The following is a 21,106-nucleotide window of genomic DNA, read 5'->3' on the forward strand; positions in this document are numbered from 1 at the left end:
CTACCCCTGAAATACAAACATCGGGCCCCACCCTGAGGTGGGACCCGATGTTGTTTGAAACTACTTGCGGCCCTTCTTGGCCGGTGCCTTCTTGGCCGGAGCCTTCTTGGCAGGAGCCTTGGTTACGGCCTTCTTGACGGGAACCGCCTTCTTGACCGGAGCCTTCTTGGCGGGAGCAGCCTTCTTGACTACTACTGCCTTCTTGACCGGAGCCTTCTTAGCAGGAGCAGCCTTCTTGACTACTACTGCCTTCTTGACCGGAGCCTTCTTAGCAGGAGCAGCCTTCTTGACTACCGCCTTCTTGACCGGTGCTGCCTTCTTGGCCGGAGCCTTCTTGGCAGGAGCAGCCTTCTTGGCAGCGCCACGCTTGGCCGGAGCCGCGGTGGAACCACGCTTCACAGCGGGGCCGTCGGACGGGAGCTTCTGTGCGCCAGAGACAACCGCCTTGAACTGTGCGCCGGGACGGAACGTCGGAACGGACGTCGGCTTCACCTTGACAGTCTCACCGGTGCGCGGGTTGCGGGCGACGCGTGCGGCGCGGCGGCGCTGCTCGAAAACGCCAAAACCGGTGATAGTCACGCTCTCACCCTTATGCACGGTGCGAACGATGGTGTCGACGACGTGCTCCACCGCAGCGGTGGCCTGCCGACGATCCGAGCCCAATTTCTGTGTCAGAACGTCGATGAGCTCTGCTTTGTTCATGTAAAACCCTCCGAAGCCAGTGGTCCACGTTGAACCGACTTCGAACACGGTAAACCCAACACCACCTGATTTCCAAGTGCCACGCGTAATTTCGGCAAAATTCTCTAAGCCTTTTACCAACCCAAAAGGAATGCCCTTGCCCCCCAAGGGCGCCCAATCAGCTACTCAGAAGGCTCCAAAGTACGGGGTTTGAACTCCGGCCGTGAAGCCTCAAAAGCCGCAATCTCATCGACTTTTCGCAGCGTAAGGCCTATATCGTCCAATCCTTCGAGCAGCCGCCATCGGGTGTAGTCGTCAATCGCAAACGGCACCACCGCCGTTCCGGCAGTGACCGTCCGATCCTCAAGATTCACAGTGAGTTCCAAGCCCGGATCCTGCTCGATAAGTTTCCACAGCAGCTCGATGTCGGACTGATCCACCAGTCCCGCAAGCAGACCGGCCTTACCGGCGTTGCCCCGGAAGATATCTCCGAAACGGGACGACAGTACTACTCGAAACCCGTAGTCCATCAAGGCCCAAACGGCGTGCTCTCGGGATGATCCAGTGCCGAAATCCGGCCCGGTGACGAGAACACTGCCCCGGTTGAACGGTTCCAGATTCAGAATGAACGAGGGATCGTTGCGCCAGCTGGCGAAGAGCCCGTCCTCGAAACCTGTTCGGGTGACACGCTTGAGGTACACCGCCGGGATGATCTGATCGGTGTCGACGTTGGAACGACGCAGCGGCACACCTATTCCGGTGTGAGTGTCGAATGCCTCCACTATTTCCTCCCTGTGCCTTTCGCAGCTGCCTATTTTTCGGATTTTGCCAAATCAACTGGCGATGAGAGCTTTCCCCGCACCGCGGTGGCCGCCGCGACAGCCGGTGAAACCAAGTGAGTGCGGCCGCCCTTGCCCTGGCGGCCCTCGAAATTCCGGTTCGACGTCGAGGCGCACCGCTGCCCCGGGGACAGCTGGTCGGGATTCATACCCAGACACATCGAGCAGCCCGCCTGACGCCACTGGGCGCCCGCCGCGGTGAAAATCTCGCCCAATCCCTCGGATTCGGCCTGGACGCGTACCCGCATAGAGCCAGGAACGATGAGCATGGTGACCCCTTCGGCCACCTTCCGGTGCCGCAGCACGTCCGCCACCGCCCGCAGATCCTCGATCCGTCCGTTGGTGCACGACCCGACGAACACGGTGTCCACCGGGATCTCACGCATCGGCGTACCCGGCGTGAGATCCATGTAGGTCAACGCCTTCTCGGCTGCCAGCCGCTGCTCCTCGTCGGCCATCAGCTCGGGATCGGGAACCTCGGCACCCAATGGCACTCCCTGTGCGGGATTGGTGCCCCAGGTGACAAAGGGCGTCAAAGTGCTGGCGTCGATGTGCACTTCGGCGTCGAACTGGGCGCCCTCGTCAGTGCGCAGCGAGTCCCATTCGGCCACAGCGGCATCCCACAGCTCCCCCTTGGGCGCGTGCGCACGATCTTTGAGATACGCATATGTCGTTTCGTCGGGCGCGACCATCCCCGCCCGGGCACCCGCCTCAATAGACATATTGCACATAGTCATTCGGGCTTCCATCGACATCTCCTCGACAGCCCGGCCTCGATACTCAAGGACATACCCCTGGCCACCGCCGGTGCCGATCTTCGCGATGACCGCCAGGATGACATCCTTGCTGGTGACGTCCGCCGGCAGGCGGCCGTCGATACTGATGGCCATGGTCTGAAATGGCCTTAGCGGCAAGGTCTGCGTGGCCATCACGTGCTCGACCTCAGAGGTCCCGATCCCCATCGCCAGCGCCCCGAAGGCTCCGTGTGTGGAGGTATGGCTGTCACCGCACACGACCGTGGTGCCCGGCTGGGTCAATCCCAGCTGCGGCCCGACAACGTGCACGATGCCCTGTTCCACGTCACCCATCGGGTGCAGGCGGATACCGAATTCCTCGCAGTTGCGTCGCAGTGTTTCCACCTGGGTGCGTGACACCGGATCGGCGATCGGCTGGTCGATATCGACCGTCGGCACGTTGTGATCCTCGGTCGCGATAGTCAGATCCGGCCGGCGCACCGGACGCCCGGCAAGCCGCAGGCCGTCGAACGCCTGCGGACTGGTCACCTCGTGGACCAAATGCAGATCGATATAGATGAGATCGGGCTCGCGGGCCGCCCCCTCACCCTTTCCGCGTACCACTACGTGGGAGTCCCAGACCTTCTCTGCCAGGGTCCTGGGCTGTTGGACCTTGCTCATCGTCAGCTCCGTGCTCGTTGCATCTCATTATTTGGAACGTTAGTATCGTTCTGTGAGACAGCATAGCGGCATCGGCGTCCTCGACAAAGCAGTGCAGGTCCTGACCGCGATAGGCGACTCCCCCTGCGGGCTCGCGGAATTGTGCGAGCGCACCGGCCTCCCCCGCGCCACCGCTCACCGGCTGGCCGCGGGGCTGGAGGTCCACCGATTCCTGTCGCGTGACGGTGATGGGCAGTGGCAGCTCGGTGCCGGGCTGACCGAACTCGCCGTGCATGTCAGCGATCCGCTGCTGAGTGCCAGCGTCCAGGTACTACCGAAGCTGCGTGAGATCACCGGCGAGAGCGTGCAGCTCTATCGCAGGGAAGGCACCGTGCGCGTGTGCGTCGCGGCACTCGAACCACCGGCCGGGCTTCGCGACACCGTGCCGGTCGGTTCCCGCCTGCCCATGTCCGCCGGATCCGGTGCCAAAGTCCTCCTTGCACACAGCGATCCAGCCACTCAGGCGGCGGTGCTCCCCGGCGCGACATTCACCGAACGCGCCCTGGCCGACGTGCGCAAGCGAGGTTGGGCGCAGAGCGCGGCCGAACGCGAGGCCGGGGTCGCCAGCGTGTCGGCCCCCGTTCGCGATCACCACGGCAATGTCATTGCGGCGATATCGGTTTCCGGTCCGATCGACAGGATGGGACGGCGGCCAGGGGCACGCTGGGCCGCCGATCTCGTTGCCGCCTCCGAGGCGATCACGCTGAGACTTTAAGCTCCGATTATGGGAAGCAATCAACGCTCACAGATCGTCATGTCCGACGAAGAGATCACCGAGTTCATCAACAACTCACGCACCACAACAATGGCCACCATCGGCGCCGACGGGCAGCCACACTTGGTGGCGATGTGGTACGCGGTACTCGATGGCGAGCTGTGGTTCGAGACCAAGGCCAAGTCGCAGAAGGTCGTCAACCTCAAGCGCAATCCCACCATCACGTGTCTTATCGAGGACGGTCTTACCTACGACACTCTGCGTGGGGTGTCGATCGAGGGTCAGGCCGAGATCGTCGAGGACCCGGACCTCCTGTTCCAGGTCGGCATCAGCGTCTTCGAGCGTTATACCGCGCCGTACACCGAAGAAATGAAGCCCATCGTCGAGGCGATGCTCAACAAGCGCATCGCGGTCCGCGTGCGCCCCGCCCGCATCCGGTCCTGGGATCACCGCAAGCTCGGCCTGCCCGTGATGCCACTCGGCGGTTCGACGGCACCGAAAGAGTAGGCGAGAGAGTGGGCCAGCTCGTCCGCGAGGCGCTCGACTCCTTCCGTGAGGGTCTGCGGCATAAGAAGATCAAACGACCGCTCAGCGACGCGCTGGTCCACCACCTCGATACCGGCGGAACGGCCGGACAGCACGCCGACCAGATCCGCCAACTACAAGCCGAGGTCGATGAGTTCGACGTTGATATCGACAAGGTGGGGATCAAGCGCGCCCGCAAGTTTGTGATCTGGAGTCTGCGGAACCAACACCCCGAGCTGACCGAGGAAGCCCTGCGCACGCTGGGGAATTACCGCGCCAAGACGTGGCGCTAGCTGCCGCTAGAAAACTTTGTACCCCCGATGGGATTCGAACCCACGCTACCGCCGTGAGAGGGCGGCGTCCTAGGCCGCTAGACGACGGGGGCTAGAACATTTCGTGCGACGCGCGAGGCGTGCAGGCTTGACAGTCTAGCCCACCTCGATACATCACACCAAATCACTTGTCGCGCAAATGATTTGCGCTGGGGTACCAGGACTCGAACCTAGAATGAGGGAATCAGAATCCCTAGTGTTGCCAATTACACCATACCCCATTGGCTTCGAAGAACCGCAGGTCAAGGCACTGACTGCGGACTTCAAGGCCGACGAGCAGACTACCAAACCAAGGGCGGTTAACCCGAATCGGTCTAGCCCTCTACCTCATTTTCCCAGGTCCGGGCATTTCGAAGACGCTCGAGGGTTCGGTCGCGGCCCAGTAGTTCCATCGATTCGAACAATGGCGGGCTGATCGAGGCCCCGGTAGCGGCGACCCGCAGCGGGCCGAACGCCTTGCGTGGTTTGAGCTCGAGCCCCTCGATGAGGGCGCTCTTGAGCGCCTCCTCGATCGCCGGGGTGGTCCATGCGTCGATCGACTCCAGCGCGCCGATCGACGCATCCAGCACCGGCAGCGACGCCTCCCCCAGTTCCTTGCGCGCCGATCCCGGGTCGATGGCGTAGGCGTCATCGTTGAGGAACTTCAGCAGACCCCAGGCATCGCCCAGCACGACAACCCGCGTCTGCACCAAATCCGCCGCCACCGCGAAGGCACCGTCGTCGAGTCCGAGCTCGTGCCCCTGCGCCGCGAAGAAGGCACGCAGCCGCGCCACGAATTCCTCCGGAGACAGCAGCCGGATGTGTTCGGCATTGATGGCGTCTGCCTTCTTCTGATCGAAGCGCGCCGGATTCGAATTGACATCGGCGACGTCGAAGGCCGCGACCATATCCTGCAGGCTGAAAATATCGTGATCGTCCGCGATCGACCAGCCCAGCAGCGCAAGGTAATTCAGCAGCCCCTCGGGGATGAACCCGCGGTCGCGATGCAGGAACAGGTTGGACTGGGGATCACGCTTGGACAGCTTCTTGGTGCCCTCCCCGAGCACGGACGGCAGGTGCGCGAACCGAGGTATCGAGTCCGCCACGCCGATCCGGATCATGGCCTCGTACAAGGCGATCTGGCGCGGCGTCGACGGCAGCAGATCCTCACCGCGCAGCACATGGGTGATCTTCATCAACGCGTCATCGACCGGGTTCACCAAGGTGTACAACGGGTCTCCGCTGGCACGGGTCAGCGCGAAATCGGGAACCACGCCCGCCGCGAACGTGGTCTCCCCACGCACCAGGTCGTCCCAGGTGATGTCGTGATTGGGCATGCGCAGCCGGAGGACGGGGCTGCGGCCCTCCGCCCGGAACGCGGTGCGCTGCTCGTCGGTGAGATCGCGGTCGTAGTTGTCGTACCCCAGTTTCGGATTGCGCCCCGCGGCGAGGTGGCGGGCCTCCACCTCCTCGGGTGTCGAGAACGCCTCATAGGCCTCCCCGGCTTCGAGCAGCTTGCGCACCACATCGAGATGCATCTCCTTGCGCTGCGACTGCCGATACGGAACGTACGGCCCGCCGACCTCGGGACCCTCGTCCCAGTCCAGGCCCAGCCACCGCAACGCGTCCAGAAGCGCCAGATAGCTCTCCTCGCTGTCGCGGCCGGCATCGGTGTCCTCGATGCGGAATACGAAGTCACCTCCGCAGTGTCGCGCGTACGCCCAGTTGAACAGCGCGGTGCGGACCAGACCGACATGCGGGGTGCCGGTCGGCGACGGGCAGAAACGAACCCGGACTCGGTTGGATCCCTTTGGATCACTCATTCTTACTTCGCCTTCCGCACAACAGGATTGGATAACGTACCGATTCCTTCGATGGTGACGCTCACGGTGTCGCCGTCGACGATGGGTCCCACACCCTCCGGAGTTCCGGTGAGAATCACATCACCGGGCAACAAAGTCATCACTGCGGAGACCCACTCCACGATCGCCCCGACATCATGCAGCAGCAGCGAGGTGCGGCTGCTCTGCTTGACCTCGCCGTTGACCTCGGTACGAATGGCCAGGTCGGCGGGGTCCAGATCGGTGACGATCCACGGCCCCAGCGGACAGAACGTGTCGTGTCCCTTGGCACGCGTCCACTGACCGTCGGCGCGCTGGTGATCGCGTGCCGACACGTCATTGCCGATCGTGTACCCCAGAATGACCTCGGCCGCCCGGGAGGCGGGCACGTCTTTACACGGCCGACCGATCACGATGGCGAGCTCGCCCTCGTGGTGCACCTCGGATGCGCTGGCCGGCAGCTGGATCGGCAGGCCGGGACCGATGATTGACGTGTTGGGCTTGATGAAGATCACCGGTGTCTCCGGGGGTTCACCACCCATTTCCGCGGCATGGGCGGCGTAGTTCTTGCCCATGCACACCACCTTGCTGGCAAGGATCGGCGCCAACAGCCTGACATCGGCGAGCGGCCACTGCCGCCCGGTGAAGGTGGGGTTGCCGAAGGGATGTTCGGCGATTTCGCGTGCGGTCTCGTCTTCGATGCTGACGAAGGCGACACCGTCCGGGCTGGCAATACGTCCTAGGCGCATTTACATGAGCCTAGTTGCCGGGCTTCGCGGCTTCCGCTGTGTCCTTCTCCGTTGTGTCCTCCGCCGGTGTGTCATCCCGGATGTTCGCCCGGGTGACCAGTGCCACAAGGAAATCCTCCAGCCGGTCGCGGGTGATATCGAGCTCGCCGCGAAACCAGCTGGTGACCAAGTCCAGGCCACCCGAAACCAGCGTGAACGTGGCCAGGTCCAGGTCGGGATCCAGCGCATCGTCGGCGGGAAGCAACACACGGCCCTGGTCGGCCATCACCTGCGCCAGCGTCTTGACCAGATCACGCCGGCGGGCGGCCAGTCCCTCGGTGGCCTGAGATTCCACCAGAAGCTTGCCCAGTCGCGTATCGGCGGTGAGAAACCGCAGTCCGCTTCCGATGGCCGCACGGGAGCGCACCACCGGGTCGGTGGATTGCGAGCTCTCGACGATGGCCTCGAAGATGGCAGCCGATCCCGCGAGCATCTGTTCGTCGAGCATGGCGAGCAGAAGCTCATCGGTGCTGCGGAAACTCTCGTAGAAGTACCGGTCGTTGAGCCGGGCCTCGGCACACACCCCGCGCACCGTGAGACCGCTCACCCCCGACGCCGCGACCAGGTTCAGTGCCGCGTCGAGCAGCACGGCACGACGACGCGCGCGTCGCTCGTTGGGCGTGACGCCACCGTAGTTACGGGAGGCCATTCGCCAATTGTTGCACTTCGGTACTTGACCTCACGGCATTTTTTGGTGAACACTCTCACCAGATGGTGAGGCGCGTCACCAGATGGTCGCCTGCCCACTGTCAACTTTCAACGACGAAAGGACCTGGTCGATGACCTCGAGCCGGCAGAAGCTGCCCAATCCGCCGCAGCTTCGCGAGTTCCCATTCAACGTGTTCACTCGCTTTCTGGCCGGACGGGATATCCGCGCGACCGCCGAGCAGCGGGAGTCCTTCCGCCAGTACGCGCATGTCGGCGACCCGCTCGCCGATGCAGTGGTCGCAATGTTCGCGCGTTTCCCAGCAGGTCACGGGCGCCGGATGTTCGAGATGGCCCTGGAGTCCGGCATCGAATCGGTCGACAATCCCCCTGAGGAACTCGTTGCGTTCTTCGCGCAGATCGATGCCCGGCCGTACTGGCTCGACGACGCCAAGCTTGAGCTGGCCGCGCGGGTCAGCATGCGCACCGGAGTCGTCGGGCTGGGTTTGGCACTGCCCGGTCTTGCCCTCACCGGGGGTTACCTTTCGTCCCGTGCCGATAAGCCCCTGGTCGGTACCGGCAACCTGAATCTGCAAGCCGCGGCGCCGCGTCGACTGCACGAGACGGCGCAATGGCTCATCGACGTCACCTCTCCCGGCGGACTCGAGCGATTCGCCGCCGGTTTCAAGGGAGTTCCTCGCGTACGTCTGATGCATGCGTTGGTTCGCGGTGCCATGAACCGGCGGGATGACTGGGACTACGAGAACTGGGACACCCCGATCAACCAGATCCAGCTGGCGGGAACGCTGATGCTCTTCTCGCTGGCCAACCTCGCCGGGTGCCAGGCGATGGGCATGAGTTTCTCGGAAACCGAGCGCGAGGCAGTCTTCCATTTCTGGCGATATGTGGGGCAGCTCATGGGAATTCAGCCCGAGCTCGTACCCACCAGCGAGGAGGACACCTGGCGGTTGTTCTGGCTGGAAGCCGATACCGAGTTCCTGCCTGACGAGGATTCGTACTCGCTGACGCAGGCGCTACACGGGTCCGCACAGGACGAGCCGGCATTCATGCGGCTTTCCCGCGCATATCTGTCGTCCTACAGCCGCCTCATCCTCGGGAAGACGCATGCCGATCACTTGGGGCTTGTCGACAGCAAGCCGATGCAGGCCGCGGTCCTCGGGACGTCGGTGGTCAACTGGTTCTTCGAGCGCCGCAACATCCTGCCCGGGATGACCCGAATGAGTGAGGAATTCGGTCACTTTGCGCGGCGCCAGATCGTCTCGCGGGGCATGGCGCAGACCGGCGGCGATCGCACGTACCGGCAACACGACAAGCTCGCGACCGCGAGTTAACTATATCCCATATATTGAGACACATATTCAACAATATGAGATAGATGTGGAACCATGTGAGCATGGTCCACGTCGATGAGGTTGGTACAGCACGCCGTTGGGCGATGCTGGCCATCGCCCTGGGATCCACGGCCGGTGCCAATGTCTTCATCAACGGTGTGGCATTCCTCATACCGGCCCTGCACACCCAGCGCGGACTCGACCTTGCCAACGCGGGGCTGCTGTCGGCGATGCCCAGCTTCGGCATGGTGCTGACGCTCATCGCGTGGGGCGCTCTCATCGACCGATTCGGCGAACGGATCGCCCTGGTGAGTGGGCTGGCACTGACGGCACTGGCCGCATTCGCGGCCGCCGAATCGCCATCGCTGATGGTGACGGGCGTATTCCTGCTGTTGGGCGGGGCGGCCGCCGCGGCCTGCAATTCGGCGAGCGGGCGGGTAGTGGTCGGCTGGTTCCCGCCCCACCAACGCGGGACAGTCATGGGCATCCGCCAGATGGCCCAGCCGCTCGGCGTGGCGGCGGGCGCGCTGGTCATCCCGCGGATTGCCGAAGGCCACGGCGTCGGGGCGGCGTTGATCTTCCCGGCGGTGGTGTGTGCGGTGTCATCGGCGGTATGCCTGGTAGGCATCATCGACCCGCCACGACCACCCCGATCGGAAGCTCCCGAAGAACACCTGGCCAATCCCTACCGCGGGTCACGGATGCTGTGGCTCATCCACGGGGTGTCCGTGCTGCTGGTCGTGCCTCAAGTGGTGGTGTGGACGTTCACCCTGGTGTGGTTGGTCACCGACCGGGGCTGGAGCATCGGCGCCGCTAGCGTCATGGTGACGGTCGCGCAGCTGACCGGGGCACTCGGCCGTGTCGCGGCCGGGATGTGGTCCGACCGTTGGGGGTCGCGCATGCGGCCGATCCGAGTAATCGCTGCCGCGGCGTCGGCCGCCATGGCATTGCTCGCCGTCACCAATCAGTTGGACTGGTCGATCAGCGTTGTCGTCATGCTCGTCGCATCGGTGATCACGGTGTCGGACAACGGCTTGGCCTACACCTCGATCGCCGAGATCGCCGGGCCGTTCTGGAGCGGCCGCGCACTGGGTGCCCAGAACACCGGTCAGCTGTTGGCCGCCGCTGTCGCCCCGCCCGTTTTCGGGGCCGTGGCAGCGGTGGCAGGTTTCTCGGCAGCGTTCGCCATATGCGCACTATTCCCTTTGGCGGCAGTCGGATTGGTTCCGGTCAGTCGGGAGCGAAGTCTTCAAGATTCTCCGCGCAACGGATGAGCAGATCCGCCAGCTGATTCCTCTCCCTGACCGACATCCCTTGCTCCATATCGGATTCAACGGATCCGATAGCCGCTGCACCTAAGTGCAGTCGGCGACCGCCGGTTGCGGTGAGACGAAGCGCCCTTGTCCGCCCCTTGGGTGGCCCATCAGTGGGCTCCACCAGGCCAGCGCCGCGCAAAGTCGATAACACGTCCTGCAGCGATTGGCGCGTCACGAAGCACAGCCTCGCCAACTCAGAGGCGGAGGCGTTCGGATGGTCGGCCAGTGCGCGCAACACCGCGTACTGAGCCATCGACAGGCCGGTGGCGCGCAGGGCGCCGTCGCAACGCCTGCGCAGTGCGAGCTGTACTCGCTTGATCAAGTAGCCCGGAGCAACCTCGATCTCTACGCCCATGACAGGAACCTTACATCAATGCTAGCCTGATGTAAGGAACCTGACATAGGAGAAGACGATGACTGCCATCGAACAGAACAGCACGCATGCGACGTTGATCAACGTATTCACCGTCGAACCGCAGAACGCGGACGCGCTCATCGAGCTACTCGTCACCGCCACCGAAGAGGTCATGCAGCACGTCCCAGGATTTCTCTCGGCCAATATCCATCGGTCCCTGGACGGACAACGCGTCGTCAACTATGCGCAATGGGAAAGCGCCGAGGCGTATCAGGCCATGCTGAGTGACCCCAAGTCGCGCGAGCACATGGCGCCCTGTGCAGCGCTCGCGGTCAGCTTCGATCCTCACCTTTACACCGTCGAAGCGGTGCACGCTCATAGCCGGGCAGCGAGGAGCTGAAAACCGATGCCGCAATACACAGTTCGCAGGCGCGTGCGCGGACGCTGGTCACTGACCACCAGCCGCTCGTTCTGGGAGGGCTTTACGCCGGCCGTCCTTCCCGGACGTTCGCCCGGTCCAAACGATGCCTTGCACACCGTATTTCGCGTAGATGAGGACTGGTCTCATGCCCAGGCCGAAGTGACCCAAGACGGGCAGACGGCGATCGTTCAGGTGACGGGCGATGGCGACCTCGACGCCGCGGCAGCCCAAGTGGGCCGCTTCTTGTCGCTAGATGTCGACGCAACAGATTGGCCCCAAGTCGGTCGGCGAGACGCCGTAATCGGCGATGCTCAGCGGCGACTACCCGGCCTGCGCCCCTGCGGATTCCATTCCCCCTATGAGGCCGCCGCGTGGGCGGTGCTCTCTCAGCGCATCAGGATCGCTCAAGCCGCGAAACTACGCGCCCAACTAGTGCGTGATCACGGAGACGACGGCGCCTTTCCCGCACCTAGCCGACTACGACGCCTCGATCTCGATCTGCCGGGCCGAAAGACCGAGTATCTGCAAGCCGTCGCCGAAGCCGCACTCGATGGCCAGCTCGATGGCGCGAGGCTGCAGACTGCAGATCCAGCACATGCAGTCCGCCAGCTCCAATCCATCCTGGGCATCGGCCCATTCGCGGCCGAACTCATCGTGCTGCGCGGAGCGAACGCTCCGGACGCGCTCCCCCGCCACGAGGGCCGCCTGGACGCCGAGATCGCGGAGCAATACGGCGTCGGCCGCGCACTCGAGGATATCGCCGAGCTCTGGCGCCCGTTTAGAACCTGGGCCGCCGTTCACCTGCGGGCATTGCGCGAACAGCGCACGCACGAGATTGCCGGGCCGCTGACAACGTCTCGACACGGTGGAATCGGTGCACGAGAAGAAATTAGAGGAAGCTAGCGATCCGATCACCGGTCGCCGAGGTAGACAGCTTCTCGTCGCCACGAGTGGCGAGATGCTCCTCGACGGCCCTCTCCACTCGGGCTGCTGCCTCGGTCTCGCCGAGGTGATTCAGCAGTAACGAGACCGACACCACGGCAGCCGTAGGATCGGCGATCCCCTGGCCCGCAATATCCGGAGCGCTACCGTGCACGGGCTCGAACATCGACGGGTTCTTGCCTGAACCATCGATGTTTCCGCTCGCGGCCAAACCGATGCCACCGGTCACGGCGGCAGTCAGGTCGGTGATGATGTCGCCGAACAGGTTGTCGGTGACGATCACGTCGAACCGGCCCGGGTCGGTCACCATGTGGATGGTGGCTGCGTCGATGTGCTGGTACGACACCTGCACATCTGGGTGCTCCGCGGCGACCTCGTCGACAGTCCGCGTCCAGAGCGAGCCTGCGAACTTGAGCACGTTGTTCTTGTGCACCAGCGTCAGGTTCTTGCTGCGGGCCTCGGCACGCTGGAATGCGTTGCGTACCACACGCTCCACCCCGAACCGGGTGTTGAGGCTGACCTCGGTGGCCACCTCGTGCGGCGTCTCGACGCGGATCGCACCGCCGTTGCCGGTGTACGGCCCCTCGGTGCCCTCACGCACCACCACCAGGTCGATGGCGGGATTACCGGCCAGCGGGCCGGTAACGCCGGGGTACAGCTTCGCGGGGCGCAGGTTGATGTGGTGATCGAGTGCAAATCGGGTGTGCAGCAGCAGGCCGCGTTCCAGCACTCCACTCTGGACTGACGGATCGCCAATGGCGCCAAGCAGAATAGCGTCATGTCCGCGTAGCTCTTCGAGCACCGAATCCGGCATCAGCTCGCCGGTGGCCAGGTACCGACGGGCACCCAGGTCGTATTCGGACTTCTGGACACCGGGCAGGACCGCGTCGAGGATCTTGACGGCCTCGCCGATGACCTCGGGCCCGATGCCGTCACCGGCGATAATCGCGAGCTTGGTCATGAAAGGTCCACCAGCTCAAGAGTTGTCGCACCGACGGCGGAACGGATTTCTTCCAGCACGGCATCCGGAGCGGTGCGGTCGAGGCGCAGGATGATGGTGGCGGCCTCACCGGCGGCGTCCTGGCTCAGCTGTGCAGCCTGGATATTCACACCGGCCGAGCCGAGGACCGTACCGATCTTGCCGAGCGCACCGGCTACATCGGCGTAATTGATGACCAGGTTCACGCCCTCGGCACGCAGGTCGAAGTTGCGGCCGTTGATCTGAACGATCTTCTGCACCAGCTGCGGGCCGGACAGCGTGCCCGCGACGTTGATCACCGAACCGTCGGCGTACACGGCGCGCACATCGACGACGCTGCGGTGGTTTGGGCTCTCGGTGGCCGTGGTGATCTCCGCGCTCACTCCGCGCTCGTCGGCGATCGACGGGGCGTTCACGAAGGTCACCTGATCCTCGATCACCGATGAGAAGAGTCCGCGCAGTGCGGAAAGCTTCAGCACTGCAACGTCTTCGGAGGCCAGCTCACCGCGTACGTCGACCGACAGCGAGGTGGGCAGCTGCTCGGAGACGGCACCGATGAGCACGCCGAGCTTGCGCACGACCTCGAGCCACGGCGCGACCTCTTCGCTGACGACTCCCCCACCGACGTTGACCGCATCCGGTACGAATTCGCCAGCCAGGGCCAGCTTCACGCTCGCGGCCACATCGGTACCGGCGCGGTCCTGCGCCTCACTGGTCGAGGCACCCAGGTGCGGGGTCACCACAACCTGGTCGAGATCGAAAAGCGGGCTGTCGGTGCAGGGCTCGGTGGCGAACACGTCAAGGCCCGCGCCGCGGACATGGCCGCTGCGGATGGCGTCGGCCAGCGCCGCCTCATCAATGAGCCCACCGCGCGCGGCGTTCACGATGATGACGCCCTGCTTGGTCTTGGCGAGCGCTTCCTTGCCGATGAGGCCCGCGGTCTCTGGAGTCTTGGGCAGGTGCACCGAGATGAAATCTGCCCGACCCAAAAGTTCGTCGAGGGTCAGCAGCTCGATGCCGAGCTGCGCGGCGCGGGCAGCGGAGACGTAGGGGTCGTAGGCGACGATATGCGTCCCGAACGCGGCGAGCCGCTGCGCGACGAGCTGGCCGATCCGGCCCAGACCCACTACGCCGACGGTCTTGCCGTATATCTCGGTGCCGTTGAAGGACGACCGCTTCCAGGTCTTCTCTTTGAGGGAGGCGTCAGCGGGCGGGATCTGCCGTGCGGTGGACAGCAGCAGCGCGACGGCATGCTCGGCGGCGCTGTGGATGTTCGAGGTGGGCGCATTGACGACCAGCACACCGCGCGCGGTTGCCGCCTTGACATCGACATTGTCGAGTCCGACACCGGCGCGCGCGACGATCTTGAGCTTGGTTCCCGCTGCCAGGACCTCGGCGTCAACGGTGGTCGCCGAGCGCACCAACAGCGCGTCGGCCTCGGGTACCGCGGCTAGCAGCGCGGGGCGGTCGGGGCCGTCGACCCAGCGCACCTCAACACCATCACCGAGTGCTTCTACGGTCGACTGGGCAAGTTTGTCGGCAATCAACACGACTGGACGTTCGCTCACGTCGTCATAGCTTAGTGTGCCCTCCGATGCGGCGGACATCACAGTGGTCGACACATCGAGTAGCGCACTACTCGCGACTGACGGCACTCCACTGAACCACGCTGCGGTGCATGAATGAACTACATGCGCCGCCTACGAGTGGCAAACACGCGGTCCGAAGCGGTGACACTCTGTGGAAACTGTCCGAGCTGTTCTATGGCGACGGACGTCGCTACCGGGTAATCGCGGTGGTCAACGGCTTGTCCGATCCGGACCTCATCGAGATCGGGCAGGAACTTGAAATCCCGTACGTCACCTTCCGCTATCAGGTCAAGGCCGGCGACACCAAGGGGAAAATCGCAGAACACTTCTACGGCAGCTTCTCGATGAGTGGGGTGTTCGAGAGCCCCAGCGGCGTATCGCAGCGCGACCTGATTGTCGGCGAATGGCTGCTGATTCCCGATCTCGCCAACGTGGGACATCACACCGTGATGTCGGGCGAGACACTGCAGGTGCTCGCCGATCGGTGGTACGGCGATTGGTCGCTATGGATAGTTATCGCGATTGCGAACCAGCTGGCCGGCGACGACCCTGAACCCGGCTCGGTGCTCATTCAGCCTCGGCTTAACCGGCGCCACACCGTGGTCGCCGGCGACACGCTATGGAAGCTGGCGAGTCAGAACTACGGCGATTATGGCGACGACCGGACACAGATGGCGGTCGCCATGACGGCAGCAGCCAACCTGATCGACGATCTCGATCACATCACCGTGGGGCAGGTCATCTACTTCCCGTCGATCGACCTGGGTGGCTGACGGGCCGCTGACACGCGATCAGACATTGGCGAGATCGACGCCACGCGTCTCACGCACCGCCAGCAGAGCCACAAAAGTCAGCACTCCGGCAACCGCCAGGTACACGCCCACCCACGCGACACCGAAGTCGTGCACCAGCCAGGTCGCGATGAACGGCGCGACGGCGGCGCCGATGATGGAGGCGAAGTTGTAGGCGATTCCCGAACCGGTGTAGCGCACATTCGTCGGGAACAGCTCGGGCAATAGGGCGCTCATGGGCCCAAAGGACAAGCCCATCAACGCCATTCCGAGGCTCAGGAACACCAGCATGGTGGGCCTGTCCACCGTCGCCGGGTTGAGGAACCACCCGAACGACAGCCCGAACGCGATGATTCCGGCGGTGAAGGTCAACAGCACCGGCCTGCGGCCGTACCGGTCCGCGAGCCGTCCGGATATCGGCACACACACGGCGAAGAGCAGCACCGACAACAGCTGCATCTGTAGGAAGTCGACGTAACTGATCGCGAGCTTCGCCCCGGATTTGTCGACGACCTTCCCCGTTCCGTACGACGCCGCCCAGGTGGTCACCACGTAGAAGATCGTGTACGTGGCCAGCATGACGAAGGTGCCGATCACCAGCTGACGCCACGACTTCTGGACCACCTCGGCCAGCGGCGTGCGCACCTTCTTGCCCTCGGCGACGGCCTGGGTGAAGACGGGTGTTTCGGTGAGCTTGAGGCGCACGTACAGACCGACGATCACGATGACAGCACTGGCCAGGAAGGGCACCCGCCAACCCCATGACAAGAACGCGTGGTTGGTCGCCGCAGTCTTGGCGTCGAAGTCCATCAGCAGCATCAGCAGCAGGAACGTGCCATTGGCGAAGAAGAAGCCGATCGGGGCGCCGAGCTGCGGCCACATCGCCGCCCAGCCCCGCTTGCCCTCCTCGGCGGTTTCGGTTGCCAGTAGAGCCGCCCCCGACCACTCCCCACCCAATCCCAACCCCTGACAAAAGCGCAGCAACGCGAGCAATGCCGGAGCCCAGTAGCCGACGGCGTCGAAAGTGGGTAGCAGTCCGATGGCGAATGTCGCGACCCCCATCGTCACCAACGATCCGACGAGGGTGGCCTTGCGGCCAATCCGATCACCGAAGTGCCCGAAGATCACCGAGCCGACCGGGCGAGCGACGAAGGCCAACCCGAACGTCGCGAACGAGGACAGCAGCGCCGCGGTGTCATTTCCCTTGGGGAAGAACAATGTTGGGAACACCAGCACGGCCGCGGTGGCATAGATGTAGAAGTCGAAGAACTCGATACTGGTGCCCACCATGGAGGCGATGACGATCCGGCTCCGCGGGACAGCAGGCGGGGCGGGCGCGGTCTCCGGTGTCATGGCCACCGGCGGAGACTAACGCAGCGACTCTATCCTCGTGGCCAGCATGGCCGTCCATTCCGCGATGTAGTCCTCGTCGGCAATATCATGACCAGGCCTCCGGAACACCGTGTTGGTCACACGCTTGCCCAGGAGGGCATTGACGCCAAGCACCCCAATCGATTCCGTTTCCTGCTTACCGATACCGGGCGCCCAGCCCTGTACCCAATCGGTCAGTTCTCCGTACAGACTGTCGAACAGCGCCGCGTAGGCGTCATCGAGCCGCGCCGGACGGCCAGACGGCACGCTGGAGACGATCTGCAGCAGCTGCGATTCCTCGTCCAGTATCGCCAAGATGTAGCGCCCCATCATGGTCAGTTCGTTACGCAGGTCTCCGAGACCACCGAAGAGTGCACGGATGTCGCGCATAGCGCTGCGACGATCGAGCTGACGGTCGATACCGGCCTCAAGTAGCGCCTCCTTCGATTTGAAGTGGTGATACAGGCCGCCCGAGCAGCATCCTCGAATCGGAACTGGGACTGCCAACGGACCAGGCGTTTGCGAAGTTCACCGACGAGCCAATCTCGTCGGCATCCATCGGCCAGGTTCACCGTGCTGTCCTTCACGACGGCCGTGAGGTCGCCGTCAAGATCCAGTACCCCGGTGTGGCACAGGCCATCCAAGATGACCTCGCCAACACCGAGCTCGTCACGACCTTCCTTCGGACCTTCTTGTCACTGCTCGGCCGCAGTGTCGCCATCGATCTGCGCGCCACCGCACGAGACATCTCGGAACGAATCGCCGAGGAACTCGACTATCGCCGCGAGGCCGCCAACATCACGACTTTCCACGAGCTGTTCCGTGGCCATCCGTTCATCCGTGTGCCAGAGGCCCTCCCGGAGCTGTCCAGCGACCGGGTACTCACCATGACCTACGTTGACGGAATCGACTGGGCTCAGGCTCAGGAATCCAGCCAGGACCTCAAAGACACTTGGGGAGAGGCACTGTGGAGATTCAGCCTGTCACCCCTGCAACATGCGTCGACTTTCTACACGGACCTGCATCCGGGGAACTACCGGTTCGGCCTGGATGGCTCTATCGGGATCGTCGACTTCGGCTCCGTGAAGGTCATTCCCGAGCGCCTTCGTCTCGCATGGCTGCAGATGATCGTCGCCAACCTGCAGAAACGCACAGCAGACCTTCACGCAGTCATGACGAAAGCCGGGTTCATCGCCGCCGGAACCACCATGACCACGGAGGAAGTGCACCGATGGATGGATCAGAACAACCCGGATGTTGTTGGTCCGCAACCGGTTACCTACAACGCCGAGCTGATCAGCCGAAACCTGGCCACGCTGGACACCAGCAGCCCCGATTCCCTTTCTGCCCGTATTGCGCTGCCGCCCGACCTCATCTACTTCGTCCGAGTTCCGCTCGGCGTGCGGTCGACGCTGTCGAAGCTAGGAGCCACGGTGAACGCGCGCGCCGTCGTCGAGGACATGACGGGTGTCGCTGAACCCAGTACTCCCCTGGGCATTCAGCATGTGGCCTGGGTCCGTGAACGTGGACTGCCATTCGGCCTGGAACCCCGGGAACAGCCAAAGGTCGGTGCCCAGCTATGAGCGACAACCCCATTCCCCACGGCCGAATCCGGCGCACCATGCCACTGGCCGGCTTCACCGCCCGCGCCGCAGGCGGACGACTCGTCGCGGGCCTCCGCGAAAAAGCCGGAGACACCGGAGCCGTCGAACGGTTCCACGAACGCACCGCAGAACGCTACACAGAACTACTCGGACACTCCAAAGGTGTCCTCATGAAAGCCGGCCAAATCTTCTCGGTCGCCGATATCGCGTCCCACGGATACAGCCAGCTCTCGCCGTATCAGAACGCGCTCACGCGACTGCAGGCCGACGCACCGCCCATGCATCCTCTCTTGGCGCGCCAAGCCCTCGAAGAGGATCTCGGGCGATCGATCGAGGAACTGTTCTCCGAATTCAGCGATGATCCGATGGCCGCGGCATCGATCGGCCAGGTGCATCGGGCGACCCTTCACGATGGCCGCCCGGTTGCGGTAAAGATTCAGTATCCCGGTGTGGCACATGCTATTAGGCACGACCTATCGAACGCAGAGCTGATGGCCACCTTTCTGCGCTTCGCGACGGGAATCGCCGGACCGAGGCCACAGCTGGACCATCGCCTGATGGCCGACGAAGTGGCCGCACGCATTTCCGAAGAGTTGGACTATCGGCACGAGGCTGCCAACATTCAGACCTTCGCGGAGCTATACCGGGACCATCCGTTCATCCGGATACCCGAGGTGATTTCCGAAGCGTCCGGCAATCGGGTACTCACCATGACATACCTGGACGGTCTCGATTGGGCAGCGGCCCAACAAGCCGATCAAGACCTCAAAGATGTTTGGGTGGAAACGATCTGGCGTTTCAGCACCGGGTCATTTCGGCACGCCAATCTGTTTCACGCCGATCCGCATCCGGGCAACTATCGATTCGGCATGGACGGGTCGGTCGGTTTCGTCGATTTCGGCTGCATCAAAGTGGTTCCCGAGACCTTGCGTTATCGGCTCGTGCAGATGATTCGAGCGGCCGCGGAGGAACGCCGGGAAGACTTGCGTCAGCTCATGGTCGACGCCGGCTACTTCGCGATCGATTCGCCACTTTCCGAACAGGACATCTTTGACTGGCTCGGGTCGACCGTGCAAGACATTCGCGCCGCTCAACCCGTGACATTCACGCGTGAGGTATCGAACGGTGGCACCCGATCCCTGCTCAATTTCCAAACGTTGCATCAGATGTCGATTCCCAGTGACTTGATTTTCCTGGCCAGGATCAACCTGAACATCAGCGCCCTGTCCGCAACGCTGAACGCGACCGTACACACCCGCGCGCTGCTCGACGACCTCGACGGTGTCGCCGAACCCGTTTCCCCACTAGGTAAACAGCATGTCGCCTGGGTCCGCGACCGCGCCCTGCCCTTCGGATTGGATCACCATGACCACTGCTAACCCCATCGCACCGCGGATCCCCTGGGAATCAAGGGATCCCTACCTCTACTACGAAAACCTCCGAGCTCGCGGTGACGTGGTCTGGGACGAGAAAGCCGGCACCTGGCTGGTTCTCGGCTATCACCCGGCCCGCCAAGTACTGGGCGGCACCGGCTGGTCGAGTGATCCACTCGCCAGCCCTCAGATGCGGGCCTCGGCCCCCGAGTACCTCGATCTGTCCAACTTCGGAAGGAACATGCTCTTCGCCGATGGACCGGACCACACCGAGCTCAGGGGCGCAGTCCGCGACGTATTTACTCCCGGATTCATTGCCGGATTACGCGACGGCGTGGAGTCCATCACCGCTCATGTCATCGAATACCACTCGGCAGGAGAATCTTTCGATTTCATGACCGATATCGCCTTGCCGCTACCGATCGCCATAATCGGTGAATGGCTTGGCCTGGATGACTCATCGTCGGCCGTCCTTCGCGAGGAATCTCCGATCATCATTCAGATGCTGGGGGCCTTCGCCGACATCGAGACCGTCATGGCCGGCACCGCGGCCGGGGCGACCCTCGCTACCGAGCTGCTACCCCTGGCCGCGGATCGGCGCGCGCATCCCGGTGACGACCTACTCAGCCTGATCGCATCCGATACCGACCTGTCTTTAGAAGACGTGGTCACCATGACATTCACGATCGCGATTGCCGGTCATGAGACGACTGCAAATCTCCTGGGGGCAAGCATGCTTCGGTTACTCGCGGGGCGCGCCGACGGAACCCGGCTAGCCGATCACATCGACCCGGACGACCCCGCGGTCATCACCGAACTACTGCGACTCGAGGGCCCGGTGCAAGGCACCGCGCGCGTGGCGATCGAGGACCATAACCTAGCCGGGAACACGATCCTGGAAGGCCAGACGGTACTCATCGCGATCGCGGCAGCAAACCGCGACCCGCAGGTGTTCGCCGATCCCACCGAATTCCGGCTGGACCGCAAGAACACCCCGCCGCTGGCCTTCGGTTACGGCGCGCACCACTGCCTGGGCTCGGCGCTCGCGAAGCTGGAGGCCACCGTGGCCATTCGCGAGATCCTGGCACGCCGACCGGAGATCATCGGTCCTGTCAGCTGGCGAGACACACCCGCCATCCGCGGACCGCTCAGCATCCCCATGCGGTTCCACATCTAACACTGCTGCCACCGTCGCGCCGGACGTGCTCGTCGTC

The 21,106-nt window shown here is 63.6% G+C and carries 22 protein-coding genes and 2 tRNA genes; 11 read left to right on the forward strand and 13 right to left on the reverse strand.

Going from position 1 to position 21,106, the window contains the following annotated elements; all coding sequences use genetic code 11:
- Positions 1-60: 60 nt before the first annotated feature.
- The 3 genes from AB0H22_RS00285 to leuC form a co-directional block, all read right to left on the reverse strand.
- Entirely contained in the window at positions 61-702 is a 642-nt protein-coding gene (locus AB0H22_RS00285) for an HU family DNA-binding protein (protein WP_358144013.1), read from the reverse strand.
- 161 nt (positions 703-863) lie between these two features.
- Positions 864-1,463: a 3-isopropylmalate dehydratase small subunit gene (leuD, locus tag AB0H22_RS00290; RefSeq protein WP_180748191.1), complete on the reverse strand. Its 600-nt coding sequence runs from the start codon at positions 1,461-1,463 to the stop codon at positions 864-866.
- A gap of 29 nt (positions 1,464-1,492) precedes the next feature.
- On the reverse strand, positions 1,493-2,935 hold the full coding sequence (gene leuC / locus AB0H22_RS00295; RefSeq protein WP_180748192.1) for a 3-isopropylmalate dehydratase large subunit: 1,443 nt from the start codon (positions 2,933-2,935) through the stop codon (positions 1,493-1,495).
- A 52-nt stretch (positions 2,936-2,987) separates the two neighbouring features.
- On the opposite strand from leuC, the gene AB0H22_RS00300 reads away from it, so the two are divergent.
- From AB0H22_RS00300 to AB0H22_RS00310, 3 genes are read left to right on the forward strand one after another with little or no spacing between them, the layout of a single operon-like run.
- Positions 2,988-3,689, forward strand: a complete 702-nt coding sequence (locus AB0H22_RS00300; RefSeq protein ID WP_180748193.1) for an IclR family transcriptional regulator — start codon at positions 2,988-2,990, stop codon at positions 3,687-3,689.
- Positions 3,690-3,698: 9 nt separating this feature from the next.
- Entirely contained in the window at positions 3,699-4,196 is a 498-nt protein-coding gene (locus AB0H22_RS00305; protein ID WP_180748194.1) for a PPOX class F420-dependent oxidoreductase, read from the forward strand.
- 8 nt (positions 4,197-4,204) lie between these two features.
- Complete coding sequence (locus AB0H22_RS00310; RefSeq protein WP_180748195.1) at positions 4,205-4,507, forward strand: hypothetical protein; 303 nt, start codon at positions 4,205-4,207, stop codon at positions 4,505-4,507.
- Between the two features lie 19 nt (positions 4,508-4,526).
- On the opposite strand, the gene AB0H22_RS00315 is transcribed toward AB0H22_RS00310, so the two are convergent.
- From AB0H22_RS00315 to AB0H22_RS00335, 5 genes are all read right to left on the reverse strand, one after another.
- Positions 4,527-4,599: transfer RNA gene (locus AB0H22_RS00315), tRNA-Glu, on the reverse strand.
- 96 nt (positions 4,600-4,695) lie between these two features.
- Positions 4,696-4,767 (reverse strand) — tRNA-Gln (locus AB0H22_RS00320).
- Positions 4,768-4,860: 93 nt separating this feature from the next.
- Positions 4,861-6,348, reverse strand: coding sequence for a glutamate--tRNA ligase (gene gltX, locus AB0H22_RS00325; RefSeq protein WP_358144018.1), 1,488 nt, complete (start codon positions 6,346-6,348; stop codon positions 4,861-4,863).
- A gap of 2 nt (positions 6,349-6,350) precedes the next feature.
- Positions 6,351-7,115, reverse strand: a complete 765-nt coding sequence (locus AB0H22_RS00330) for a fumarylacetoacetate hydrolase family protein (protein ID WP_358144021.1) — start codon at positions 7,113-7,115, stop codon at positions 6,351-6,353.
- 10 nt (positions 7,116-7,125) lie between these two features.
- Entirely contained in the window at positions 7,126-7,803 is a 678-nt protein-coding gene (locus tag AB0H22_RS00335) for a TetR/AcrR family transcriptional regulator (protein ID WP_358144023.1), read from the reverse strand.
- A 130-nt stretch (positions 7,804-7,933) separates the two neighbouring features.
- On the opposite strand from AB0H22_RS00335, the gene AB0H22_RS00340 reads away from it, so the two are divergent.
- Both AB0H22_RS00340 and AB0H22_RS00345 read left to right on the forward strand, forming a co-directional pair.
- On the forward strand, positions 7,934-9,151 hold the full coding sequence (locus tag AB0H22_RS00340; RefSeq protein ID WP_180748199.1) for an oxygenase MpaB family protein: 1,218 nt from the start codon (positions 7,934-7,936) through the stop codon (positions 9,149-9,151).
- A gap of 44 nt (positions 9,152-9,195) precedes the next feature.
- Positions 9,196-10,425, forward strand: coding sequence for an MFS transporter (locus AB0H22_RS00345; protein ID WP_358144026.1), 1,230 nt, complete (start codon positions 9,196-9,198; stop codon positions 10,423-10,425).
- Here AB0H22_RS00345 and AB0H22_RS00350 read toward each other — a convergent pair.
- Positions 10,382-10,822 carry a MarR family transcriptional regulator gene (locus AB0H22_RS00350; RefSeq protein WP_180748201.1) on the reverse strand — a complete coding sequence of 147 codons (441 nt, stop codon included), beginning with the start codon at positions 10,820-10,822 and terminating at the stop codon, positions 10,382-10,384. The two genes, AB0H22_RS00345 and AB0H22_RS00350, sit on opposite strands and share 44 nt — an antisense overlap.
- A gap of 58 nt (positions 10,823-10,880) precedes the next feature.
- Here AB0H22_RS00350 and AB0H22_RS00355 point away from each other — a divergent pair, with 58 nt between their 5' ends.
- Positions 10,881-11,222, forward strand: a complete 342-nt coding sequence (locus tag AB0H22_RS00355) for an antibiotic biosynthesis monooxygenase family protein (protein WP_358144028.1) — start codon at positions 10,881-10,883, stop codon at positions 11,220-11,222.
- 6 nt (positions 11,223-11,228) lie between these two features.
- Entirely contained in the window at positions 11,229-12,146 is a 918-nt protein-coding gene (locus AB0H22_RS00360) for a DNA-3-methyladenine glycosylase 2 family protein (RefSeq protein WP_358144031.1), read from the forward strand.
- On the opposite strand, the gene AB0H22_RS00365 is transcribed toward AB0H22_RS00360, so the two are convergent.
- Together AB0H22_RS00365 and serA are read right to left on the reverse strand one after the other, a co-directional pair.
- Positions 12,133-13,146, reverse strand: a complete 1,014-nt coding sequence (locus AB0H22_RS00365) for a 3-isopropylmalate dehydrogenase (RefSeq protein WP_180748204.1) — start codon at positions 13,144-13,146, stop codon at positions 12,133-12,135. The genes AB0H22_RS00360 and AB0H22_RS00365 overlap by 14 nt on opposite strands.
- Positions 13,143-14,732, reverse strand: coding sequence for a phosphoglycerate dehydrogenase (gene serA, locus AB0H22_RS00370; RefSeq protein ID WP_358144033.1), 1,590 nt, complete (start codon positions 14,730-14,732; stop codon positions 13,143-13,145). The genes AB0H22_RS00365 and serA overlap by 4 nt, the downstream gene beginning before the upstream one ends.
- Before the next feature lie 110 nt (positions 14,733-14,842).
- Here serA and AB0H22_RS00375 point away from each other — a divergent pair, with 110 nt between their 5' ends.
- Positions 14,843-15,526 (forward strand): LysM domain-containing protein, encoded by a 684-nt coding sequence (locus AB0H22_RS00375; RefSeq protein ID WP_180748205.1) that lies wholly within the window; start codon positions 14,843-14,845, stop codon positions 15,524-15,526.
- Between the two features lie 18 nt (positions 15,527-15,544).
- Here AB0H22_RS00375 and AB0H22_RS00380 read toward each other — a convergent pair whose 3' ends face one another.
- Together AB0H22_RS00380 and AB0H22_RS00385 are read right to left on the reverse strand one after the other, a co-directional pair.
- The gene (locus AB0H22_RS00380; RefSeq protein ID WP_358145958.1) at positions 15,545-16,897 is read right to left on the reverse strand and encodes an MFS transporter; all 1,353 of its coding nucleotides are present in this window, start codon (positions 16,895-16,897) and stop codon (positions 15,545-15,547) included.
- Between the two features lie 15 nt (positions 16,898-16,912).
- Positions 16,913-17,422 (reverse strand): TetR/AcrR family transcriptional regulator, encoded by a 510-nt coding sequence (locus tag AB0H22_RS00385; RefSeq protein ID WP_358144036.1) that lies wholly within the window; start codon positions 17,420-17,422, stop codon positions 16,913-16,915.
- Between AB0H22_RS00385 and AB0H22_RS00390 the strand changes: the two genes are divergently transcribed.
- From AB0H22_RS00390 to AB0H22_RS00400, 3 genes are read left to right on the forward strand one after another with little or no spacing between them, the layout of a single operon-like run.
- A complete protein-coding gene (locus AB0H22_RS00390; RefSeq protein ID WP_358145960.1) occupies positions 17,416-18,498 on the forward strand; it encodes an AarF/ABC1/UbiB kinase family protein in 1,083 nt (360 codons plus the stop codon). The two genes, AB0H22_RS00385 and AB0H22_RS00390, sit on opposite strands and share 7 nt — an antisense overlap.
- Positions 18,495-19,898, forward strand: a complete 1,404-nt coding sequence (locus AB0H22_RS00395) for an AarF/ABC1/UbiB kinase family protein (RefSeq protein WP_180748208.1) — start codon at positions 18,495-18,497, stop codon at positions 19,896-19,898. Before AB0H22_RS00390 ends, AB0H22_RS00395 begins: the two co-directional genes overlap by 4 nt.
- A complete protein-coding gene (locus AB0H22_RS00400) occupies positions 19,885-21,069 on the forward strand; it encodes a cytochrome P450 (protein ID WP_358144039.1) in 1,185 nt (394 codons plus the stop codon). The genes AB0H22_RS00395 and AB0H22_RS00400 overlap by 14 nt, the downstream gene beginning before the upstream one ends.
- Positions 21,070-21,106 lie beyond the last annotated feature (37 nt).

It is taken from the genome of Mycobacterium sp. NPDC050853 (assembly GCF_040653875.1).
Taxonomy (GTDB): Bacteria; Actinomycetota; Actinomycetes; order Mycobacteriales; family Mycobacteriaceae; genus Mycobacterium.